This window comes from Haliea atlantica (genome assembly GCF_054779855.1).
This window is the reverse complement of sequence record NZ_BAAGXL010000026.1, coordinates 36,300-55,021: the sequence shown is the minus strand read 5'-3', so window position 1 is coordinate 55,021 and position 18,722 is coordinate 36,300. Positions and strand designations below refer to the sequence as shown.

Below are 18,722 nucleotides of genomic sequence, written 5' to 3'. Positions count from 1 at the left end.
CCTCGAGAGGCGCGCACTTTACTTTTACCAGGCAGCCCTGTCAATCCTCGCGTATACTGTTGGCGAGAATTTTTTCATGTGAATGTTAACGAAGAAGGAAATACCCATTTCTATGGCTAAAAAAGGCAAGATTGCCGATCCCCACGCAGAGCGTGAAGCCGCCCGCTACGAGAATCCTATTCCCAGCCGCGAAGCTATCCTCACCCTCCTCACCGAGGCCGACCGGCCCCTGAACCACAACCAGATTGCCCGCGACCTCGGCCTGGAAGAGCTCGAGCAGGTGGAAGCCCTGCGCAAGCGTCTGCGCGCCATGGAGCGCGATGGCCAGCTGATGGTCAACCGCCGCGGCAGCTATGGCCTGGTGGACAAGATGAACTTGTCGCACTGCCGCATCCAGGGGCACCGCGATGGCTACGGCTTCGCGATACCGGTCAACGAGGGCGAGGATATCTACCTCAGTTCCCGGCAGATGCAGTTCGTCTTCGACGGCGATGAAGTACTGATTGCCATCACTGGCACCGACCGCCGCGGGCGTCCCGAAGGCACTATCGTGGAAGTGGTGCACCGCGGCACCAGCAGTATTGTCGGGCGTTACGAGGAGGACGGTGGTATCGGCTACGTCATTCCCGAGCACAATCGCCTGACCCAGCGCATCCTGATTCCGCCGGCCGGCAAGGGGGATGCACTCTCCGGTCAGATCGTTACCGCGGAAATCACTGACTACCCGACCCGGCATCTGAGCGCCAAGGGGCGCATCAGCGAGGTCCTCGGTGATCACCTGGACCCCGGGCTGGAAATCGACGTGGCCATCCGTGCCCACAACATCCCCTGGGAGTGGCCGGAGGAGGTGCTTGAAGAAGCCGCCGCCCTGGAAGGCGAACCCCGGGAGGAGGACAAGCAGCACCGGGTCGATCTGCGCAAGCTGCCCTTCGTGACCATCGACGGGGAGGATGCCAAGGACTTTGACGACGCCATCTACTGCGAGAAGAAACTCCGCGGCTGGCGCCTCTGGGTCGCCATTGCCGACGTCTCCCACTACGTGGCGCCGGGCTCGGCCCTGGACCTGGAGGCCGCCCAGCGTGGCAACTCGGTGTATTTTCCCGGGCGGGTTGTACCGATGCTGCCGGAGGTGCTGTCCAACGGTCTGTGTTCCCTCAAGCCGGGTGTCGACCGTCTGGCCATGGTCTGCGAGATGGACCTCAGCAGCAGCGGTAAGCTCGGCAAGTTCCGCTTCTACGAGGGGATCATCCATTCCCACGCGCGGCTGACCTATACCCAGGTTGGTGAGGTGCTGGAAAAGGGCAGTCACCCCGAGGTGCCCGCGGCGCGGATCAAGGACCTGCAGCGCCTGCACAAGCTCTACGGTATTCTGCGCGCGGCGCGGGAGAACCGCGGTGCGATCGACTTCGAGACCACGGAAACCCGCATCATCTTCGACGAGAACCGCAAGATCGAGGCCATTGTGCCGGTGGTGCGCAACGATGCCCACAAGCTGATCGAAGAGTGCATGCTCTGCGCCAATGTCGCGGCGGCGCGTTTCTACGAGGAAACCGGCCTGCCGGTGCTCTACCGCGTCCACGAGGGTCCGACCGCCGAGAAGCTGGAAAACCTGCGTAAATTCCTCGGCGAACTGGGGCTGGACCTGCGCGGTGGCGAGAAGCCCACCCCGGAGCACTATTGTCGCCTGCTGGACGAAGTGGAGGGGCGCGACGACGCCAACATCATCCAGGTGATGTTGCTGCGCTCTCTGAGCCAGGCGGTCTACCAGCCGGAGAACGAGGGCCACTTTGGCCTGCACTTCCAGGCCTATGCCCACTTCACCTCGCCGATTCGGCGCTATGCGGACCTGCTGGTGCACCGCGGCATTCGCCACGTTATCCGCTCGAAGCAGCGCTGCTCCCTGGTTAAGCGTCAGCGCGGCGCGGTGCCCTTGCCCAAGGCAAAGATCTTCCCCTACGAAATGCCGGAGATGGTGGCCCACGGCCTGCACTGCTCGATGACCGAGCGCCGTGCCGACGACGCCACCCGCGATGTCGAGTCCTGGCTGAAGTGCGAGTACCTCACCGATCACGTGGGCGACGAGTTCGATGGCGTCATTGCCGCGGTGACCAACTTCGGCATCTTTGTGGAGCTGTCGGACCTTTACATCGAGGGGCTGGTGCATATCTCGGCGCTGCCCGCGGACTACTACAATTTCGATACCGCCAAGATGCGCCTGGTCGGTGAGCGCAGCGGGCGTGCGTTTGCCATGGGTGGCAAGGTGCGCGTGCAGGTGGCCCGGGTCGACCTGGACGACAAGAAGATTGACCTGGAGCTGTTGGAGGCCGAGCCGCCGCGCAAGCGCGCCGGGGCTTCTAAAAGCGGCAAGGGCGGCAAAGCCGGGAAGGGTGGCAAGAGCGGAAAGGGCGGAGCGTCAGCTGCGTCTGCCAAGGGGGACGACGCCAAACCCGCCTCACCACGCAAGCGCGGCCGTAAACCGGCGGGCGCAAGCAAGGCGGCGTCCGGCAAGCCCGCAGAGAAATCCGAGGGCAAACCTGCAGCCAAGGCGGGTACCGCCCGCGGGCCGCGCCGGCGGCGCCGGCAGGACTAGGCCGTGGCAGAGTGCGTATACGGCATTCACGCCGTTGACAGCCTGTTGCGGCGAAGCCCGGGTGCGATCGTGCAACTGGCCCTGCAGTCCGGCCGCGAGGACCGGCGTATCCAGAGCCTGCTCGAGCTGGCGCGCAACCAGGGGGTGTCCGTGGTGCGCCTGCCCCGGCGGGAGCTGGATCAGCTGGCCGGCGGGCGCCACCAGGGGGCCGTGGCCAGCCTTGCCGCTGACGGTCCCGCCGGGAGCCCGGGGGGCGGCGGTGAGGTGCTGGACGAGGCCGGTTTGCTGGCCCTGGTTGAGGCGGCCGCGCAACCTGTCCTGCTGCTGGTGCTGGATGGCGTCACTGACCCGCACAACCTCGGCGCCTGCCTGCGCAGCGCCGACGCCGCCGGGGCGCACGCCGTGGTGGTGCCGAAGGACAAGTCTGCCGACCTCAACCCGACGGTGCGCAAGGTCGCCTGCGGCGCGGCGGAATCGGTGCCCTTTGCCCGGGTCACCAACCTCGCGCGGACGCTGGAGGCGCTCAAGCGTCAGGGAGTCTGGGTTTACGGGGCGGCCGGCGAGGCGGACACCGAGCTTTACGACTGCCAGCTGACCGACTCGGTCGCGCTGGTCCTGGGTGCCGAGGGCAGCGGCCTGCGCCGCCTGACACGCGAGTGCTGTGATCACCTGGTCAAGCTGCCCATGGCGGGCAGTGTCAGTAGTCTCAATGTCTCTGTGGCCGCGGGTGTCTGCCTGTTCGAGGTGGTAAGGCAGCGGCGCTGAGAGCCCTTGCGGTCCGCGCCGCAAATGGGTAGAATCCGCGCCCTTGTATTCAAGCCCGGCCTTTCCGAGGCCGATTCTCCTTGCCACACCACGGCGTTGGGTGGCATTAACCCGTAAGGAGCCTACATGCGCCATTACGAAATCGTGTTCCTGGTCCACCCGGACCAGTCCGAGCAAGTGCCCGCCATGATCGAGCGCTATTCCAACACCATCCAGAAGGACGGCGGCAAGATCCATCGTCTGGAGGACTGGGGGCGCCGTCAGCTGGCCTATCCCATCAACAAGATCCACAAGGCGCACTATGTGCTGATGAACGTGGAAGCGTCCAACGACGCGATGGAAGAGCTGACCACGACCTTCCGTTTCAACGACGCCGTGCTGCGCAACCTGGTGATTCGCCGGGACGAGGCGGTCACCGACGAGTCCTTCATCATGAAGGCCGAGAAGGAAAGCCGCGAGCGCAAGACCCGCACCGAAGAGCGTCAGTCTGCCGACAGCAACCGCGGTAACCGCGAGCGCAACAGCAACGACAACGACTCTGACAGCCGCGACGACGAGTCCGCCGAGTAAACCGCCGCGTCAGCGTCACGCAGAAACAGGAATCAAGGAGTAGCTCTATGGCACGCTTTTTCCGTCGCCGCAAGTTTTGTCGCTTCACCGCCGAAGGCGTGAAGGAGATCGACTACAAGGATCTGGATACCCTCAAGGCTTACATCACCGAGACCGGCAAGATCGTTCCCAGCCGGATCACCGGTACCAAGGCCCGGTACCAGCGCCAGCTCGCCACCGCTGTCAAGCGCGCGCGCTACCTGGCCCTGCTGCCCTATTCGGATTCGCACAAGTAATCGAGTCCACGGGCGCGTCTGCCTGCAGCGCACCCGTGTGAGGGAAGTGTCCCGATGATTGGCCTCGCTCGCTTTGTCATGCGCGGCCGCCTGCAGGCTTTGCTGGTGGCAGTCGCCGGTGCCGGCAGTTTGCTGTTCAGCTGGATCAGTGCCGCGGCAATTGCCCTGGTGGCCATGCGCCGCGGCCCCGGAGCGGGGCTCTGGCTGCTGATGTGGGCGGTTTTTCCCGCCGCGGCGGTGCTCGCCATGACTGGCGACAGCGGACCGCTGTCGCTATTGGTGGGGACCACCGTGCTGGCGGTGGTGCTGCGCGTCAGCGTAAGCCTGCCCCTGGCGGTACTGGCAGCGGTGCCGGTGGGGCTTGCGACCGGTGCCCTGACCCTGGCGCTGGGTGGCCCCCTGCTGGATCAGGTCGTGGCGTTCTTCGACCAGTTCCTGACCAGCGTGGAGCAACAGATGGCCGCCAATGGCCAGGCGGTGACTGCCCTGCCGCGGCCGACGCCGCTGCAGGTTGCGGGCATGCTGGGGGCGGCCAACGGGCTGCTGTCGGTGGTCTGTCTGCTGCTGGCGCGCTGGTGGCAGGCGGCCCTGTACAATCCGGGTGGCTTTGGCGTGGAGTTTCGCGCCCTGTACTACCCGCCCGCCGCTGCGGCCGCGATGTTGCTCGGCGCGCTGGCACTGGTGGGCATGGGGCTGGAATACCGGCCCTGGGCAGTGATTGTGACGCTGCCACTGATGTTTGCCGGTCTCGGCCTGTTGCACGCCTGGGTACGTCGGCGTGGTCGGGGCAGGGGCCTGCTGGTGGGGTTTTACCTCGCCTGGATGTTGTTCGACCTGGTCAAGCTGGCCGTGGTTGGCGTGGCGCTGGCTGACAGCTGGTTGCGCTGGCGCCAGCGCTGGGGTGACGACACCGATGAATCGGGGAATGACGGACATTCCCGCGACTGAGAATTCAAGACGGATGAGGGAGGCGACTCCCCGCAACGAGGAAAGCACGATGGAAGTCATTCTGCTGGAGAAAATCGGCAACCTGGGTGGCCTGGGTGACAAGGTGGACGTGAAGGCCGGCTACGGCCGCAACTTCCTGGTTCCCCAGGGCAAGGCGGTGCCGGCGACGGCCGACAACATCGCTCATTTCGAGGCGCGCCGCGCCGAGCTGGAAGCCGCGGCTGCCGAAGCCGTTGCTGCCGCCGAGAAGCGTGCCGAGGCCCTGGGCAACTTGGGCCCGGTGAGCATCGGCGCCAATGCCGGCGACGAGGGCAAGCTGTTCGGCTCCGTGGGCACCCGCGACATCGCCGACGCGCTGACTGCTGCCGGCTGTGCCGTCGACAAGTCCGAAGTGCGCCTGCCCGAAGGCCCCCTGCGCGAGCTGGGCGAGTTCGAAGTGGACATTCAGCTGCACGCCGACGTCACTGCGACAGTTGTCATCGCAGTCATTGCCGAGTAAGCACGCGACCCGGGTGCCGCACGTGCCGTGCTGCACCCAGTTGTTTTCAACACGCGCCGTGGCCTTGTCGGGCCGCGGCGCGTGTGTCGTGCCGCTTTTGACCGGCGCCATTATCCGTTACGCTGACGCCCCTCAACCGGCCTGAAGCGAGCCCATGTCCGACACTGAATTCCCCGGCCCCGCGGCCCCGCCCCCCTGGGAGGCGGATCGGGATCTCGCCCGTATCAAGATGCAGCCCCACTCGATCGAGGCCGAGCAGTCGGTGCTCGGCGGCCTGCTGTTGTCCCCCGAGGGCTGGGACGCGATTTCCGAGGTGGTCACCGCCAGTGACTTCTATCGCCCCGACCACCGCCTGATCTTCCGTCAGATCGCGCGGCTTGCCGAGGCGGCGGAACCGGTCGACGTGATCACTGTGGCGGACAAGCTTACCGCCAACGGGGAGCTGGAGGCCGCGGGTGGCCTCGCCTACCTCGCCGAGCTGGCCAGTAATACCCCCAGCGCCTCGAATATCCGCGCCTATGCCCAGGTGGTACACGAGCGCGCCGCCCTGCGCCGCCTGATCGAGGCGGCCCAGGAGATTGCCGAGAGCGGCTTCAATCCCGAGGGGCGCACGGCTTCTGACCTGATTGATGAGGCCGAGCGGCGCATCATGCAGATCTCCGAGCAGGGCCCCAAGGCCGGTGGCCCCCAGGAGGTCAACCCGCTGCTGGAAACGGCACTGGAGCGGATCGAGGAGCTGCTGCACTCCGGCAGCGACATCACCGGGCTCGACACCGGCTACACCGACCTCAACGCGCGCACCTCCGGTCTGCAGCCTTCTGACCTGGTGATCATCGCCGGCCGTCCCTCCATGGGCAAGACCAGTTTTGCCATGAACCTGGTGGAACACGCGGTACTGCACCAGGAGCAGCCGGTGCTGGTGTTCTCCATGGAGATGCCCGCGCACCAGTTGATCACCCGGATGCTGTCCTCGGTGGGGCGCATCGACCAGACCCGCATTCGCACCGGCAAGCTGGAGCAGGAGGACGTCAACAAGCTGCAGTCGGCGGTGCCGCGCCTCAAGGACCGGCCCCTGTTTATCGACGATACGCCGGCGCTGACCCCTACCGAACTGCGCAGCCGGGCCCGCCGCATCGTGCGCGAGCATGGCAACCTGGCGATGATCATGGTGGACTATATCCAGCTGATGCAGGTCGCCGGTTCGTCGGAGGGCCGTACCGCGGAGATTTCCGAGATCTCCCGCAGCCTCAAGGCCATCGCCAAGGAATTCAACTGCCCGATGGTGGCCCTGTCACAGCTCAACCGCTCCCTCGAGCAGCGCCCCAACAAGCGGCCGGTGAACTCCGACCTGAGGGAGTCCGGCGCGATCGAGCAGGATGCCGACGTGATCATGTTCATCTACCGGGACGAGGTCTACAACGAGGACTCCCCGGACAAGGGGGTGGCCGAGATCATCATCGGCAAACAGCGGAATGGCCCCATCGGCACCTGCCGTCTGGCCTTTATCGGCCAGTACACCCGCTTCGAGAACCTGGCCCACGGCAGCTACCAACAGGAGTAGTTGCCGGCGGGCCTGGTGCTTGCCCGGGAGTAGCAGCGGTGTTGCCGTCGCTACTCCCCGGCGCCTTCAGCGACGGCCCAGCTGGCGTCTGGCGAGCAGCAGCAGGCCGGCGGCCAGTCCCAGCAGCCCGCCGAGGGGCAGTGCGGGAACCGGCCGGGCGCTGAATTCTTCCGGCGCGGCGCCGAATTCGGACGCGAGACTTTCCAGGGACAGATCGCCGGGATCCAGCTCGGCGAGGATGGTCATGGCGCCGGTGGCCGTGTCGATCCGATACAGGTTGCTGGGTACGCTGTCTTCCACCAGGAGCAGGTCGCCGTTGGGAGCCAGCCCCAGCCCGCCGTCGGATATGTCAACCGGGCTGCCATTGAGCGTGAGCGCGCCGATCAACGTGCTGGTGCCTGTGCCGCGGTCCAGTGAATAGAGGCTGTCCGAAGAGTCGTCGGCGCCGTAGAGAATGCCGTTGACGCACTCGAGCCCTGTTACGCTGGTGCCGGTAGCGCCCACCAGTGTGGCTACGCCGGTATTCAGGTTGACCGTGAACAGCTCGTCGCTTTCACCGGCCAGATACATGGTGCCGTTGTCGGGGCAGTAGGCCAGGCCGGCATCCGAGGTGCTGACGCCCGTGGCGCCGACCAGGGTCTGTGTGCCGGTGTTGATGTCGATCGTGTAAAGGTCGTTGCCGCCGTCGGTATAAGCGTAGAGGGTGTCGGCCCCGGGGCCGAAGGACAGCGACTCAAAGGTGTCGCCGGTCACCGTGCCAATCTGGGTAATCGCGTAGGTGTTGAGGTCAATGCGATAAAACGGCGCGTCAGTCGAGGTGTCGCCATCGATGGCGTAGGCATAGGGTGTCTGTTGGGCCTGTGCCTGTGTGGCCGCCAGGATGACCAGAGTGGCAAGGCCGGTTTTCGCGAAGCGCGTGGTTTTCATTGAGTCTTTTCCCCAGTTTTTGCTTGCTTTTGTTGGTGTGGTTTGCCGGGAAGATATCAGCTTCTCGAGCGGTAGGCCAGACAGCGGGCCTCAGAGCCCGGTTTTCTCCCGCAGGGCATGCAGAGCAGCCAGTTGCTCCTCCCGCGACAGCGGGCGCGAGGCCTGCTGTTCCAGGGCTTCCGGCGGCGGCATCTCCAGCTTCTCTCCGCGCAGCACGCGCTGGCAGACCTGGCGGTAGCGCTCGCGGAACACCGGCCAGGTCTTCTGCTCCGGGTTGTTGGACAGCAAGAACCAGTCACTGTCGCGCCCGGCGACATAGACCGCGGGGTGGCTCCAGGGCTGGGCGGCCTTGGGGCTGCCGGCGCGGCAGGCCTCGAGGAAGGCGTCCCGGGGACTGGGCAGACCGAGGGTGGTCAGGCCGAGCTCGCAGCATTCGCGCATGCGGTGCAGCGTCGGCAGGTACTCGCTGTGCTCAATGGCGTGGCGGGCCCCGCGCAGGATCTGCTCCACCGGGTATTCCCCCAGTGAATCCAGCCACAGCTTCTTGATCTGGCGCAGCTGCTCGGCGTCCGGGTAGGCGGCGTAATACTGGTTGTGGTAATTCAGGCGAAAGAGGGCGAAGACCTGGTTGATCGCCTCAATGTGGGCGGCGTCCGGCCCTGGGCTTTCCGCCGGCCGTCTACTTTGCCCAGGATGTGTCGCTGAGGTCTTCCGCGAGGCTGCGATCTCGCGTGCGGCCTGCTCCGTCAACTCGCTGTTGTCCCGCATGCTGGCTTCCCGCCTGTTGCAGTTGATGTTTCCGGGCCCAGTGGAATTTCACATGTTGCAGGAACTTGCTGTTCCAGGATGTGTGGGCCTGGTTGCTGTCCCGCCAGTAGACAATGAACTCCGGCAACAGGCTGCGGGCGAAGCTCTCGTCGATGTGGGACAGGCGCAGGATATCAAACACGTCGCCGTTGGGCTCCCAGTCCGGTGAGATCCGACGCGGTTCGGTGCTGTGCACCATGGAGGAGCTGTAGCGTGCCCACTGGATGCGGATGTGCTGCACGAAGCGCGAGTTCAGGCCACCCTTCGGCGGGCCACCGCGCTCCCGCCAGTAGAGTATGAATTCGGGAACCGCCTCCTCGATGAACTCTCGGTCGACCCCCGCCCGGAGCAGGATCTCCAGTGCGTCGGAACTGGGTCGCCAGTGGTTGTCCAGGGGCCGATCCAGGGGAGCGGCCTCGGCCTTCTGCTGCTGATGCCGACGCCAGAGGCTCAGCACATGCTGACGGAACTTGTTTTCCCAGGCGTGGCCGGGCTCGCCGCGCTCGCGCCAGTAGAAGACAAATTCCTCGCGCTGTTCCAGGATAAAGTCGCGGGGAATGCCGTGCTGCCACTCCAGCATGCGCAGCAGGTCTTCGCTCGGGTTCCAGTCCGCCGGCAGTGTCCTGGCACCACGTCGCGCGCGGGGCAGTTCGCCGGTCTGCACCGGGCTTGCGGCACCGGTGGTGGGGGCAGTTGGCGCCCCGGGGCTGCCAGCCGCTGGCTGGATCGGCTCCGCCGCGGGACCGGGGCCACCGTGGGCCTCGTCCAGCGCCAGGTAGAGCAGGTCTCCAGGGCGGGGTGGTGGCAGCTGCAGGTGGATCAGGCCCTTTTCGGCCAGGCTGCGGGCGATGCGCTGTATGTCCTGCGGGCTCCAGAAAGGCAGGTTGGCCTCGAACCACTCGCGCTCCACACCCAGCCACGCGCGCCCGTCCCGCGACGCCGGCTGGCGGTGGCCCAGCAGGCTCGCCAGTTGCTGCAGCAGAATGGCTTCCTCCAGGCCGATGGTTTCCGCCAGGCCGGGGGAAAACCACAGTGGGGGTTCAGGAAGCAGGGACGAAACAGGCATCGAGTATCCGCGGTTGGTGGGCAAATGGACTCTCCTCTACTAGGATACTCGCCTTGCCCGGCGACGGACAGCCGGCGTGCGGGATTCTGGCAGGGAGCGGGAAATGGCAAAGAGCAAGACGGCCTACGTCTGTACCGAGTGCGGTTCCGACTACGCCAAGTGGCAGGGGCAGTGCGCTGACTGCGGGGCCTGGAACACCCTGTCAGAGGTGCGCCTGGGCCCCGCCGCCGGCGGGCGCGGGGGCAGTCGTGGGCGTGTCGCCGCGCGGGGAGCCGGCGGTTTTGCCGGCAGCACCGCGGCGCCGCGCCTGCTGGGGGATATCGACCTCGAGGATGTGCCGCGCTTTTCCACCGGCGCCGGGGAATTCGACCGGGTGCTCGGGGGGGGGCTGGTCCCCGGTTCCGCCATTCTGGTCGGCGGCCACCCCGGCGCCGGCAAAAGCACCCTCTTGCTGCAGACCCTGTGCCACCTGGCGGCACAGCAGCCGGCCCTGTATGTCACCGGCGAGGAGTCCCCCCAGCAGGTCGCCATGCGCGCCCGCCGGCTGAAGCTGCCCAGCGACCGCCTGCGCCTGATGTCGGAAACGCGTATCGAGAGTATTCTGGATGCCGCTGCCGAACTGCAGCCCCGCGTGCTGGTGGTGGACTCGATCCAGGTGGTGCACACCGACGACCTGGCCTCGGCACCGGGTTCGGTCTCCCAGGTGCGGGACTGCGCCGCCATCCTCACCCGCTTCGCCAAACAGTCTGGCACCGTGCTGTTCCTGGTGGGGCACGTGACCAAGGACGGCTCCCTGGCGGGGCCCAAGGTGCTCGAGCACATGATCGACTGCTCGATCCTGCTCGAGGGAGACCACGATTCCCGGTTTCGCACCCTCCGCGGCCAAAAAAACCGCTTCGGCGCGGTCAACGAACTCGGCGTCTTCGCCATGACCGAGCAGGGGCTGCGCGAAGTCAAGAATCCCTCGGCGATATTCCTCGACCGCAGCGGCGACCCGGCCTCGGGCAGCGTGGTCATGGTGGTCTGGGAGGGCACCCGGCCTTTGCTGGTGGAAATTCAGGCGCTGGTGGACAGCAGCATGCTGGGCAACCCGCGGCGGGTTGCCGTGGGCCTGGAGCAGAACCGCCTGGCCATGCTGCTGGCAGTGCTGCACCGCCACGGCGGTCTGCAGGTGGGGGACCAGGACGTTTTTGCCAATGTGGTCGGCGGGGTCAAGGTGCTGGAAACCAGTGCCGACCTGGCGCTGCTGCTGGCCATTGTCTCCAGTTTCCGGGACCGGGTCTTGCCGCGGGAGTTGGTGGTTTTTGGCGAGGTGGGCCTGTCGGGTGAGATTCGTCCGGTACCCAGCGGCCAGGAGCGTCTGGCCGAGGCGGCCAAGCACGGTTTCAGTCGCGCCATCGTGCCCAGGGCCAATGCGCCGCGCAGCGAAATTCCCGGGATGCGGGTGCAGGCAGTGTCAACTTTGGGTGAAGCGCTGGCCGCAGTGGAATAGCTGTCACAGAAACGGGATAAAGTTTTTGGGCAAACGCGGTAGCCGCGTCTATAGTAGTTGTTGGAGCGGTTCCGGGGGCATGACTTCCGCCCGCGATGGAAAAAACACAAACACAACAAGAACCAGGGGAAGGAGCCGATCTTGGGGGAGAGGCTACACATCGCCATTGTGGGTGCGGGGCCCGCGGGTCTCAGTGCGGCGGGCCGGGCGGCCCATCACGACCGCGAGCAGGGGCGCAGTACGCCGAGCTATGTACTGCTGGAGGGTTTCTCCACCTTTGCCAAGACCATCCAGAAGTACCAGAAGGGCAAGCACGTCATGGACGAGCCGGGCTTTCTGGACCTGCGCAGCCCGGTTCCCTTCGTGGCTGGCAAGCGCGAGGAAATTCTGGGTGCCTGGGACGAGAGTATCCGCGCCGGCCTGAATATCCGCTATAACGCCGAGGTGGTGGCCATCGCCGGCAGCCGCGGGGATTTCACCCTGACGCTGCAGGACGGCGATACCCTGCAGGCGGAGAATGTGGTGCTGTCCATCGGTACCCAGGGCAATCCGCGCGCGCTGGGTGTCAAGGGCGATGCCGAGTCCGACTTTGTGCGCTACACCCTGGATGACCCCGCTGAGTTCCAGCAGGAAACCATCGTCGTGGTAGGCGCCGGTGATGCCGCGATCGAGAATGCCATCGCCCTGTCGGACTACAACAGCGTCTACATCATCAACCGCCGCAGCGAATTCTCCCGGGCCAAGGACGGTAACCTGAACGCCGTGCTGGCGGCGATTAACGACAAGGAGCGTCCTTTCCACTGCCGTTACGAGGCCAATGTGGCGGGACTGGAGCTGCCCGCGGCCGCCGGGGAAATGGGGGCGATTGTGCTCAATACGCCCTCGGGCGAAGAGCGTATCGCCTGCCACCGCATCATTGCGCGCCTGGGGACGGTGCCGCCGCGCAAGTTCGTGGAATCCTGTGGTATCGAGATCAACAGCCCGGCGGCGGACGCGGTTCCCGACGTCGACCGCCACTACCAGAGCAATGTGCCGGGCCTCTATATCATCGGTGCCCTGGGGGGCTACCCGCTGATCAAGCAGGCGATGAACCAGGGCTACGACGTGGTCGAGTTCATCCACGGCAAGGACATCAAGCCCGCGGACTACCCCTTGTTGCAGGAGCAGTTCTCCGGGCTGCCCTATGTGATGGATGCGGAAGCGGTGCTCGACCTCTACCAGTCGCGCATTCCCATGTTCCGGCGCATGAATCCGCTGGCCTTCCGCGAGCTGATCATCGAGAGCCGCATCCTGGTCAGCCTGCCCCCCGCGGAGTACGCACAGGCGCCACAGAAGGGCGAGCGCTCCACCGTGTTTATCCCCGCCGGCGAGCCGGTGTACCGACACGGTGAATTCAGTACGTCTTTCTACACGCTGGTCGAGGGAACGGTGGAGCTGCAACTGGAGCCTGGCGGCCCCTGGCACAGCATCAAGCCGGGTCAGTTCTTTGGCGAGATGAGCCTGATTTCCGGCCGTCCCCGCCAGGGGGATGCGGTGGTCAGCGAGGACGCGATCCTGATCGAGACGCCTCGGCGTATCATGGTCAAGCTGATGAACTCCAATGAGGAGGTGCGTCGCGGTATTGACCTCATTTTCATCGTGCGTGCCCTGCAGGCGGCCTTCCGCCCGCAGCTCGGGCTGCAGGAGCTCTCGGCGATTGCCTCGCGGGTGGATACCTGCCGTTTCAATGCCGGGGAAGCCCTGTTTACCGAGGGCGAGGAGGGCGACTGCCTGCACTTGATCCGCAGCGGCACGGTGGTCCTGTCCCGTGGCAGCGATCGCCTGGTGGTGGCGCAGCACCACTCCGGTGACCTGGTCGGGCAGATGGCGCTGATGGGTTCACCCCGGCGTCGGGATACTGCCACTGCGGCGGTGCGTACGGAAACCCTCAAGCTCTATCGCGACGAGTTCCTGGCCCTGGTAGGAAGCCAGCCCGAGCACGTTGCCACCCTGCAGAACCGCCTCAGCCGCTTGCTCCAGCAGACTAATGCCATGGCCTCGCAGCCCGAGGCGGGGCGTGCCATTGGCTTCCTGATGGACCAGGGTTTGGGGGAGGCCACCAATGCCCTGGTCATCGACGAGACGCTCTGCGTTGGTTGCGACAACTGCGAGCGCGCCTGCGCCGAGACCCACGGCGGTATCTCCCGCCTCAACCGGGCCGCCGGTCCCTCCTTTGCCCACTTGCACGTGCCGATTTCCTGCCGGCATTGCGAGCTGCCCCACTGCATGAAGGACTGCCCACCGGATGCCATCCGGCGCTCGGCGGATGGCGAGGTGTTCATCACCGACAGCTGCATCGGTTGCGGCAACTGCGAGACCAACTGCCCCTACAACGCCATCAAGCTCAGTTACCCGGCCCCCCCCAAGCCGGGCTTGCTGTCCTGGATCCTGTTCGGTCGCGGCAGTGGCCCCGGCCAGCCCGAGACCTTCGAGCCCTCGGCAAAGGACAAGGAACGCGGCAAGAAAGCGGTCAAGTGCGACGCCTGCATGGGGCAGGCCGGCGGCCCCGCCTGCGTGCGCGCCTGCCCGACCGGCGCAGCGCGGCGCCTGTCCCCGGATGAGTTCGTGCAACTGGTGGAGGCCCGTTGATGCGCGAGAGCCTGCTTAACTGGCGGGACCACCGCTACCTCAAGGCCTCCCTGCTGGTGCTGTTGGCCAGTGTGGCCGTGTATGCCAGCCAGCACTTCGGGCAGCTGACCCAGCCCCCCAATGGCGGCACCTGGCAGGGATATGTACTGGGCACCGCCGGTGCCCTGCTGATTGTCTGGCTGAGCCTGCTGGGGCTGCGCAAGCGTCGCTATCGCTCCAACCTCGGTACCGTGCAGGGCTGGGCCTCTGCCCACGTCTACCTGGGCACGATACTGCTGGTGATTGCCACGCTTCACTGCGCCCTGCAGTTTGGCTTCAACGTGCATACCCTGGCCTATGTGCTGATGTGCCTGGTGATTTTTTCGGGCTTCTACGGCCTCTATGCCTACCTGCACCTGCCGGGGCGGGTGGTGGCACTGGAAGCCGGTGTGGCCCAGGAGGACCGCATGGAGGAGTTGGCGCGTGTCGATGTGCGCATCCGCGAGGCTTCCTCCCGCTGCGACGCCAATCTGCAGTCCCTGGTCATCAGTGCCCTCGACCTGACCCGCGTCGGCGGCTCCGCCTGGCAGCAGTTGATGGCCCGCGACCGGTCGCGGGTGACCGTACCGGGAGGCCGCGAACAGCAGGCCAGGACGGTTTCCAATTCCGGTCAGGCGGTGGTCATCGAGCACCTCTCATCGCGCATTCCGGACGCGCGCAAGCAGTCCGAGGCGGAGGTGTTGAACGAGCTGCTGGCCCTGTTCGGGCGCCGCCAGGTGCTGCTGCAGCAGCTCCGTCGCGAGGTCCAGCTGCGCGGCCTGCTGAAAATCTGGCTGTATTTCCATATTCCCCTGACGATGGCCCTGCTGGTCGCCCTGCTGGTGCATATCCTCAGTGTCTTCATCTACTGGTAGCGCCATGTATTTTCTGGTTCGTACACTCACCGGCCGCGGCAGCGGCGAGGCCCTGGAAAACGAGTACCAGGGCGATCGGCTGACCCTGGGCGGCGAGCCGGGTGCCATGGTGCCGCTGCCGGGGGTAGGTGGCGAGGTGACTCTGCAGGCGACCGGCCAGGGGGCGGGGCGCATTACGGCGCGCAAGCCGGTGATCACGGTCGAAGGCAGCGACACCGAGAAGCACGACCTGAAAGTGGGCGACCGGTTCGAATTGCCCGGTTACAAACTGGAAGTGATTCCGCCGCCGCCCGGCTTCGATTTCGCCCTGCAGATCGCCAGTGCTGGCAAGCCCGCGGTGCGCTTCACCGGCGACGTCAGCCTGGAGCGTCACACCTGGAGTATCCGACGCACCAGCTGGGTGCTGGTGCTGCTGGTTTTGTTGCTGACGCTGTTAATTCCATTGCTGGGGCTGTTGCGGCCCGAGCTGGCGGAGCCCCTGCGCAATACGCCGCTGCCGGACGACAGCCTGTGGTCGAGCGGCCCGCTGGTCGCCGCCCACCAGGCCGCGGGCGTGGCCCAGGAGTGCCAGGCCTGCCACCAGACACCCTTCGTCATGGTGCGGGACGAGACCTGCCTGGATTGCCACCACGAAATTCGCGAACACGCCGACCTGGCGGTGCACGCCGCCCATGATTTTGCCGATGTCCGCTGTGCCTCCTGCCACCGGGAACACAACGAGCCCGCCATGGTGACCCGTCGCGACAAGGGCCTGTGTGTCGACTGCCACGCCACGCCGGGCAACTGGGCAGTGGACGGGCGCGACCCGATGCAGGCCGTGCTGGGTTTTACCGATACCACCCACCCCGGCTTCCGCGTGGCCCTGTTGGAACCCCGCGGGCCAGGGGCTGCCCACGGCTGGGAGCTACGTCGCGTGCGCCCGGACGGCGAGCCACTGCAGGAAAGTTCCAACCTCAAATTCACCCACCAGGTCCACCTGGATCCGGCCAAGGTGCAGCACGAGGCCACCGGCGAGGCCCTGGCCTGTGCCAGCTGCCACGTGCTCAAGGACGATGGCGAGCACTTCGAGTCCATCACCATGGACAATCACTGTCGCAGCTGCCACGGCCTGAGTTTCGATATCTTCGAGCCCGAGCTCGAATTGCCCCACGGAGATCTGCGAGCGGCGATTACCGCCATGGAAGCACACTTCATCCGGGAGTTCACCGATCCGCAGCTGCGCGCCCAGCGGGCCCAGGAAAAGCCCCGGCGGGTCCCCGGCAAGCGCGAGGCTGCTGCCAGCTGTGAGGGCTCGGGGCTGGAGTGCGGTCGTGCCGAGGCCCTCAAGGAGGCCGAGTTCCAGTTCATGGATACCGGCTGCATTACCTGTCACGAGGTAAGCGAAACGGGCCTCGAGAACATCATGGACCGCTGGTTTGTGCAGCCGATCCGGCTCACCGGGGACTGGTATCCCCACGCGCGCTTTGACCATACCAGCCACCTGAGCCAGGCGGGGCTTACCGGCGATGCGGCCTGCGAGACCTGCCACGAGGCGTCCAAATCCGATCTGGCCAGTGATGTACTCATGCCCGGCCAGGACAACTGCCTGAGCTGTCATGCCGAGGACCGCGGCAAGGCGGCGCTCGACTGTGTCAGCTGCCACGCCTTCCACGCGGCGGAGGGCACCCTGTCCCGGGCGGCCCGCGTTCGGGCGGTCCATGACAGCGATATACTGCAGGGGACATCACCATGATTCGGCGACTGATCTGTGCAAGCACTCTGAGCCTGCTGGCCGCCTGTGGCGGCGGTGGCGGGGGCAGTAGCGAAGGCAGCTCCCCGGATCGCGATCCGGTGGACAACGCCCCGTGTGAGGGGCAGTGCGCGACCGCCGACAGCCGGCTGACCGAGGCGGATGTGCGGCGGGTTCTGGCCCAGGGGGTGCACCAGGCTGAAGCGTTGGGGGCGAATGCCACCCTGGCGGTGGTGGACCGGGTGGGCAATGTCCTGGCGGTCTATCGCATGGCGGGGGTGGATGCCGGCAATGACGTCGAGCTGGCGACCGATTTTCCGGTGCAGGTGAGCGCCGGCCTCGAGGGTGTGGTGCTGCCGGTGGCGGTGGGCGGCGATGCCCTGGCCGCCATCGCCAAGGCTCTGACCGGTGCCTACCTGTCCAGTGAGGGCAATGCCTTCAGTACCCGCACCGCGAACCAGATCGTGCAGGAGCACTTCAACCCCGGTGAGCGCAACCAGCCAGCCGGCCCCCTGTTCGGGGTACAGTTCTCCCAGCTGGCCTGCTCCGATTTCACCCAGGGGGGTGTCGCCGTGGGGACGGGCCCGCGGCGCTCGCCCCTGGGCCTGTCCGCCGATCCGGGCGGCTTCCCGCTTTACAAGGACGGCACGCCGGTGGGCGGTGTCGGGGTGATCGCCGACGGGCGCTACAGTATTGACAAGAATCTGCTGGATACCGATCGCGACCTGGACGAACAGATCGCCTTCGCCGCGACTTTCGGCTATACCGCACCGGTGGACCGGCGCGCAAACCGCATCACTGTCGAGGGCAAGGTCTTCCGTTTCAGCGATGTCGGCCTGGAGGACCTGCCGGCAGACCCGGCCCAGGCGCCGGGCTTCGAGACTCTGCAGGGGGCGCTGCTGGCGGTGCCCGGCTACAGTACCGGCGAGGTGCGCCGCGGCACGGCCTTCGGTCAGTCCGAATCGGGTATTCGCCCGTCCGGCACCTTTGCCGGCCTGGATGCCTTCGAGTTCGTCGACGGCAGCGGCAACCCGCGTTACGCGCCCAGGGCCGGCACCGATGCCGCCTTGCTCGGCGACCAGTCCCTGGGCACGGCCGAGGTGCGGGAGTTGCTGCGCAGTGCGATTGGCGTGGCCAACCGGGCGCGGGCACAGATTCGCCGGCCGGTGGGCACCCCGGCGCGGGTGACGGTCTCGATCGTGGACAGCCAGGGCGCCATCCTGGGCATGCTGCGCACCCGCGATGCCCCGATTTTCGGCGCCGATGTCTCGCTGCAGAAGGCGCGTACCGCGGTGCTGTTCTCCTCCCCGGATGCCGCCGATTTCCTGCGCGGTATCGACACCCCGACGCAGTACCTCAACCCCGATCTGAGTCCGGCGGCGACAGTGAACATTGCCGACTACGTGGACGCTGCCCAGCTGTTTATCGGGCCCCAGGCGCTGACCGATGGCACGGCGTTTTCCGATCGCGCAGGGGGCAACCTCTCGCGGCCCTTCTATCCCGACGGCATCATCGGCAACCCCCACGGGCCCTTCAGCAAGGACTACGACAGCGAGTGGAGCGTGTTCTCCACCGGTCTGCAGCTCGACCTGTCCTTCAACAACATCATCGCACACATCGCTTTCGTGGCAGGCCTGAGCGACAGTGATGTCGGCGACAACTGCCTACAGTCCGAGGCGCCGCGGGTGGCCAACGGCATCCAGATTTTCCCCGGCAGCGTGCCGATCTACCGCGGCGGGACACTGGTCGGCGGTATCGGGGTCTCCGGGGACGGTATCGACCAGGATGACATGATTGCCTTCCTCGGCGTGCACGAGGCCGGCGAGGCCCTGGGTGGTGCCATCAATAACGCGCCCCCGGCGATCCGCGCCGACCAGTTGACCCCAGGTGGCGAGCGGCTGCGCTATATCCAGTGCCCGCAGACGCCCTTTATCAACAGCGACGCACAGCACGTGTGTGCAGGGAAGTGAGT

General features: G+C 66.1%; 15 protein-coding genes. 12 read left to right on the top strand and 3 right to left on the bottom strand.

What is annotated here, in order from left to right; translation table 11 throughout:
• Positions 1 to 112 precede the first annotated feature (112 nt).
• The 7 genes from rnr (at position 113) to dnaB (ending at position 7,208) form a co-directional block, all read left to right on the top strand.
• The gene (gene rnr / locus ACYVGS_RS16245; protein WP_460589736.1) at positions 113 to 2,590 is read left to right on the top strand and encodes a ribonuclease R family protein; all 2,478 of its coding nucleotides are present in this window, start codon (positions 113 to 115) and stop codon (positions 2,588 to 2,590) included.
• A 3-nt stretch (positions 2,591 to 2,593) separates the two neighbouring features.
• On the top strand, positions 2,594 to 3,355 hold the full coding sequence (gene rlmB / locus ACYVGS_RS16240; protein ID WP_460589735.1) for a 23S rRNA (guanosine(2251)-2'-O)-methyltransferase RlmB: 762 nt from the start codon (positions 2,594 to 2,596) through the stop codon (positions 3,353 to 3,355).
• Between the two features lie 126 nt (positions 3,356 to 3,481).
• A complete protein-coding gene (gene rpsF, locus ACYVGS_RS16235; protein ID WP_460589734.1) occupies positions 3,482 to 3,925 on the top strand; it encodes a 30S ribosomal protein S6 in 444 nt (147 codons plus the stop codon).
• A gap of 47 nt (positions 3,926 to 3,972) precedes the next feature.
• A complete protein-coding gene (gene rpsR, locus ACYVGS_RS16230; RefSeq protein WP_460589733.1) occupies positions 3,973 to 4,200 on the top strand; it encodes a small ribosomal subunit protein bS18 in 228 nt (75 codons plus the stop codon).
• A 54-nt stretch (positions 4,201 to 4,254) separates the two neighbouring features.
• The gene (locus ACYVGS_RS16225) at positions 4,255 to 5,148 is read left to right on the top strand and encodes a hypothetical protein (protein ID WP_460589732.1); all 894 of its coding nucleotides are present in this window, start codon (positions 4,255 to 4,257) and stop codon (positions 5,146 to 5,148) included.
• 49 nt (positions 5,149 to 5,197) lie between these two features.
• The gene (gene rplI, locus ACYVGS_RS16220; protein WP_460589731.1) at positions 5,198 to 5,647 is read left to right on the top strand and encodes a bL9 family ribosomal protein; all 450 of its coding nucleotides are present in this window, start codon (positions 5,198 to 5,200) and stop codon (positions 5,645 to 5,647) included.
• A gap of 154 nt (positions 5,648 to 5,801) precedes the next feature.
• A complete protein-coding gene (gene dnaB, locus ACYVGS_RS16215; protein WP_460589730.1) occupies positions 5,802 to 7,208 on the top strand; it encodes a replicative DNA helicase in 1,407 nt (468 codons plus the stop codon).
• Between the two features lie 66 nt (positions 7,209 to 7,274).
• Here the strand turns inward: dnaB and ACYVGS_RS16210 are convergent, their stop codons facing one another.
• From ACYVGS_RS16210 to ACYVGS_RS16200, 3 genes are all read right to left on the bottom strand, one after another.
• Complete coding sequence (locus tag ACYVGS_RS16210) at positions 7,275 to 8,135, bottom strand: lactonase family protein (protein ID WP_460589729.1); 861 nt, start codon at positions 8,133 to 8,135, stop codon at positions 7,275 to 7,277.
• Between the two features lie 90 nt (positions 8,136 to 8,225).
• A complete protein-coding gene (locus ACYVGS_RS16205) occupies positions 8,226 to 8,903 on the bottom strand; it encodes a replication protein P (protein WP_460589728.1) in 678 nt (225 codons plus the stop codon).
• Entirely contained in the window at positions 8,815 to 10,008 is a 1,194-nt protein-coding gene (locus ACYVGS_RS16200) for a DnaT-like ssDNA-binding domain-containing protein (RefSeq protein ID WP_460589727.1), read from the bottom strand. The genes ACYVGS_RS16205 and ACYVGS_RS16200 overlap by 89 nt, the downstream gene beginning before the upstream one ends.
• A 103-nt stretch (positions 10,009 to 10,111) precedes the next feature.
• On the opposite strand from ACYVGS_RS16200, the gene radA reads away from it, so the two are divergent.
• The 5 genes from radA (at position 10,112) to ACYVGS_RS16175 (ending at position 18,720) form a co-directional block, all read left to right on the top strand.
• Positions 10,112 to 11,500, top strand: coding sequence for a DNA repair protein RadA (gene radA, locus ACYVGS_RS16195; protein ID WP_460589726.1), 1,389 nt, complete (start codon positions 10,112 to 10,114; stop codon positions 11,498 to 11,500).
• Between the two features lie 141 nt (positions 11,501 to 11,641).
• A complete protein-coding gene (locus tag ACYVGS_RS16190; protein ID WP_460589725.1) occupies positions 11,642 to 14,128 on the top strand; it encodes a cyclic nucleotide-binding domain-containing protein in 2,487 nt (828 codons plus the stop codon).
• The gene (locus ACYVGS_RS16185) at positions 14,128 to 15,021 is read left to right on the top strand and encodes a hypothetical protein (protein ID WP_460589724.1); all 894 of its coding nucleotides are present in this window, start codon (positions 14,128 to 14,130) and stop codon (positions 15,019 to 15,021) included. Before ACYVGS_RS16190 ends, ACYVGS_RS16185 begins: the two co-directional genes overlap by 1 nt.
• Positions 15,022 to 15,025: 4 nt before the next feature.
• Positions 15,026 to 16,753, top strand: a complete 1,728-nt coding sequence (locus ACYVGS_RS16180) for a cytochrome c3 family protein (protein ID WP_460589723.1) — start codon at positions 15,026 to 15,028, stop codon at positions 16,751 to 16,753.
• On the top strand, positions 16,750 to 18,720 hold the full coding sequence (locus tag ACYVGS_RS16175) for a heme-binding protein (protein ID WP_460589722.1): 1,971 nt from the start codon (positions 16,750 to 16,752) through the stop codon (positions 18,718 to 18,720). Before ACYVGS_RS16180 ends, ACYVGS_RS16175 begins: the two co-directional genes overlap by 4 nt.
• Positions 18,721 to 18,722: the final 2 nt, after the last annotated feature.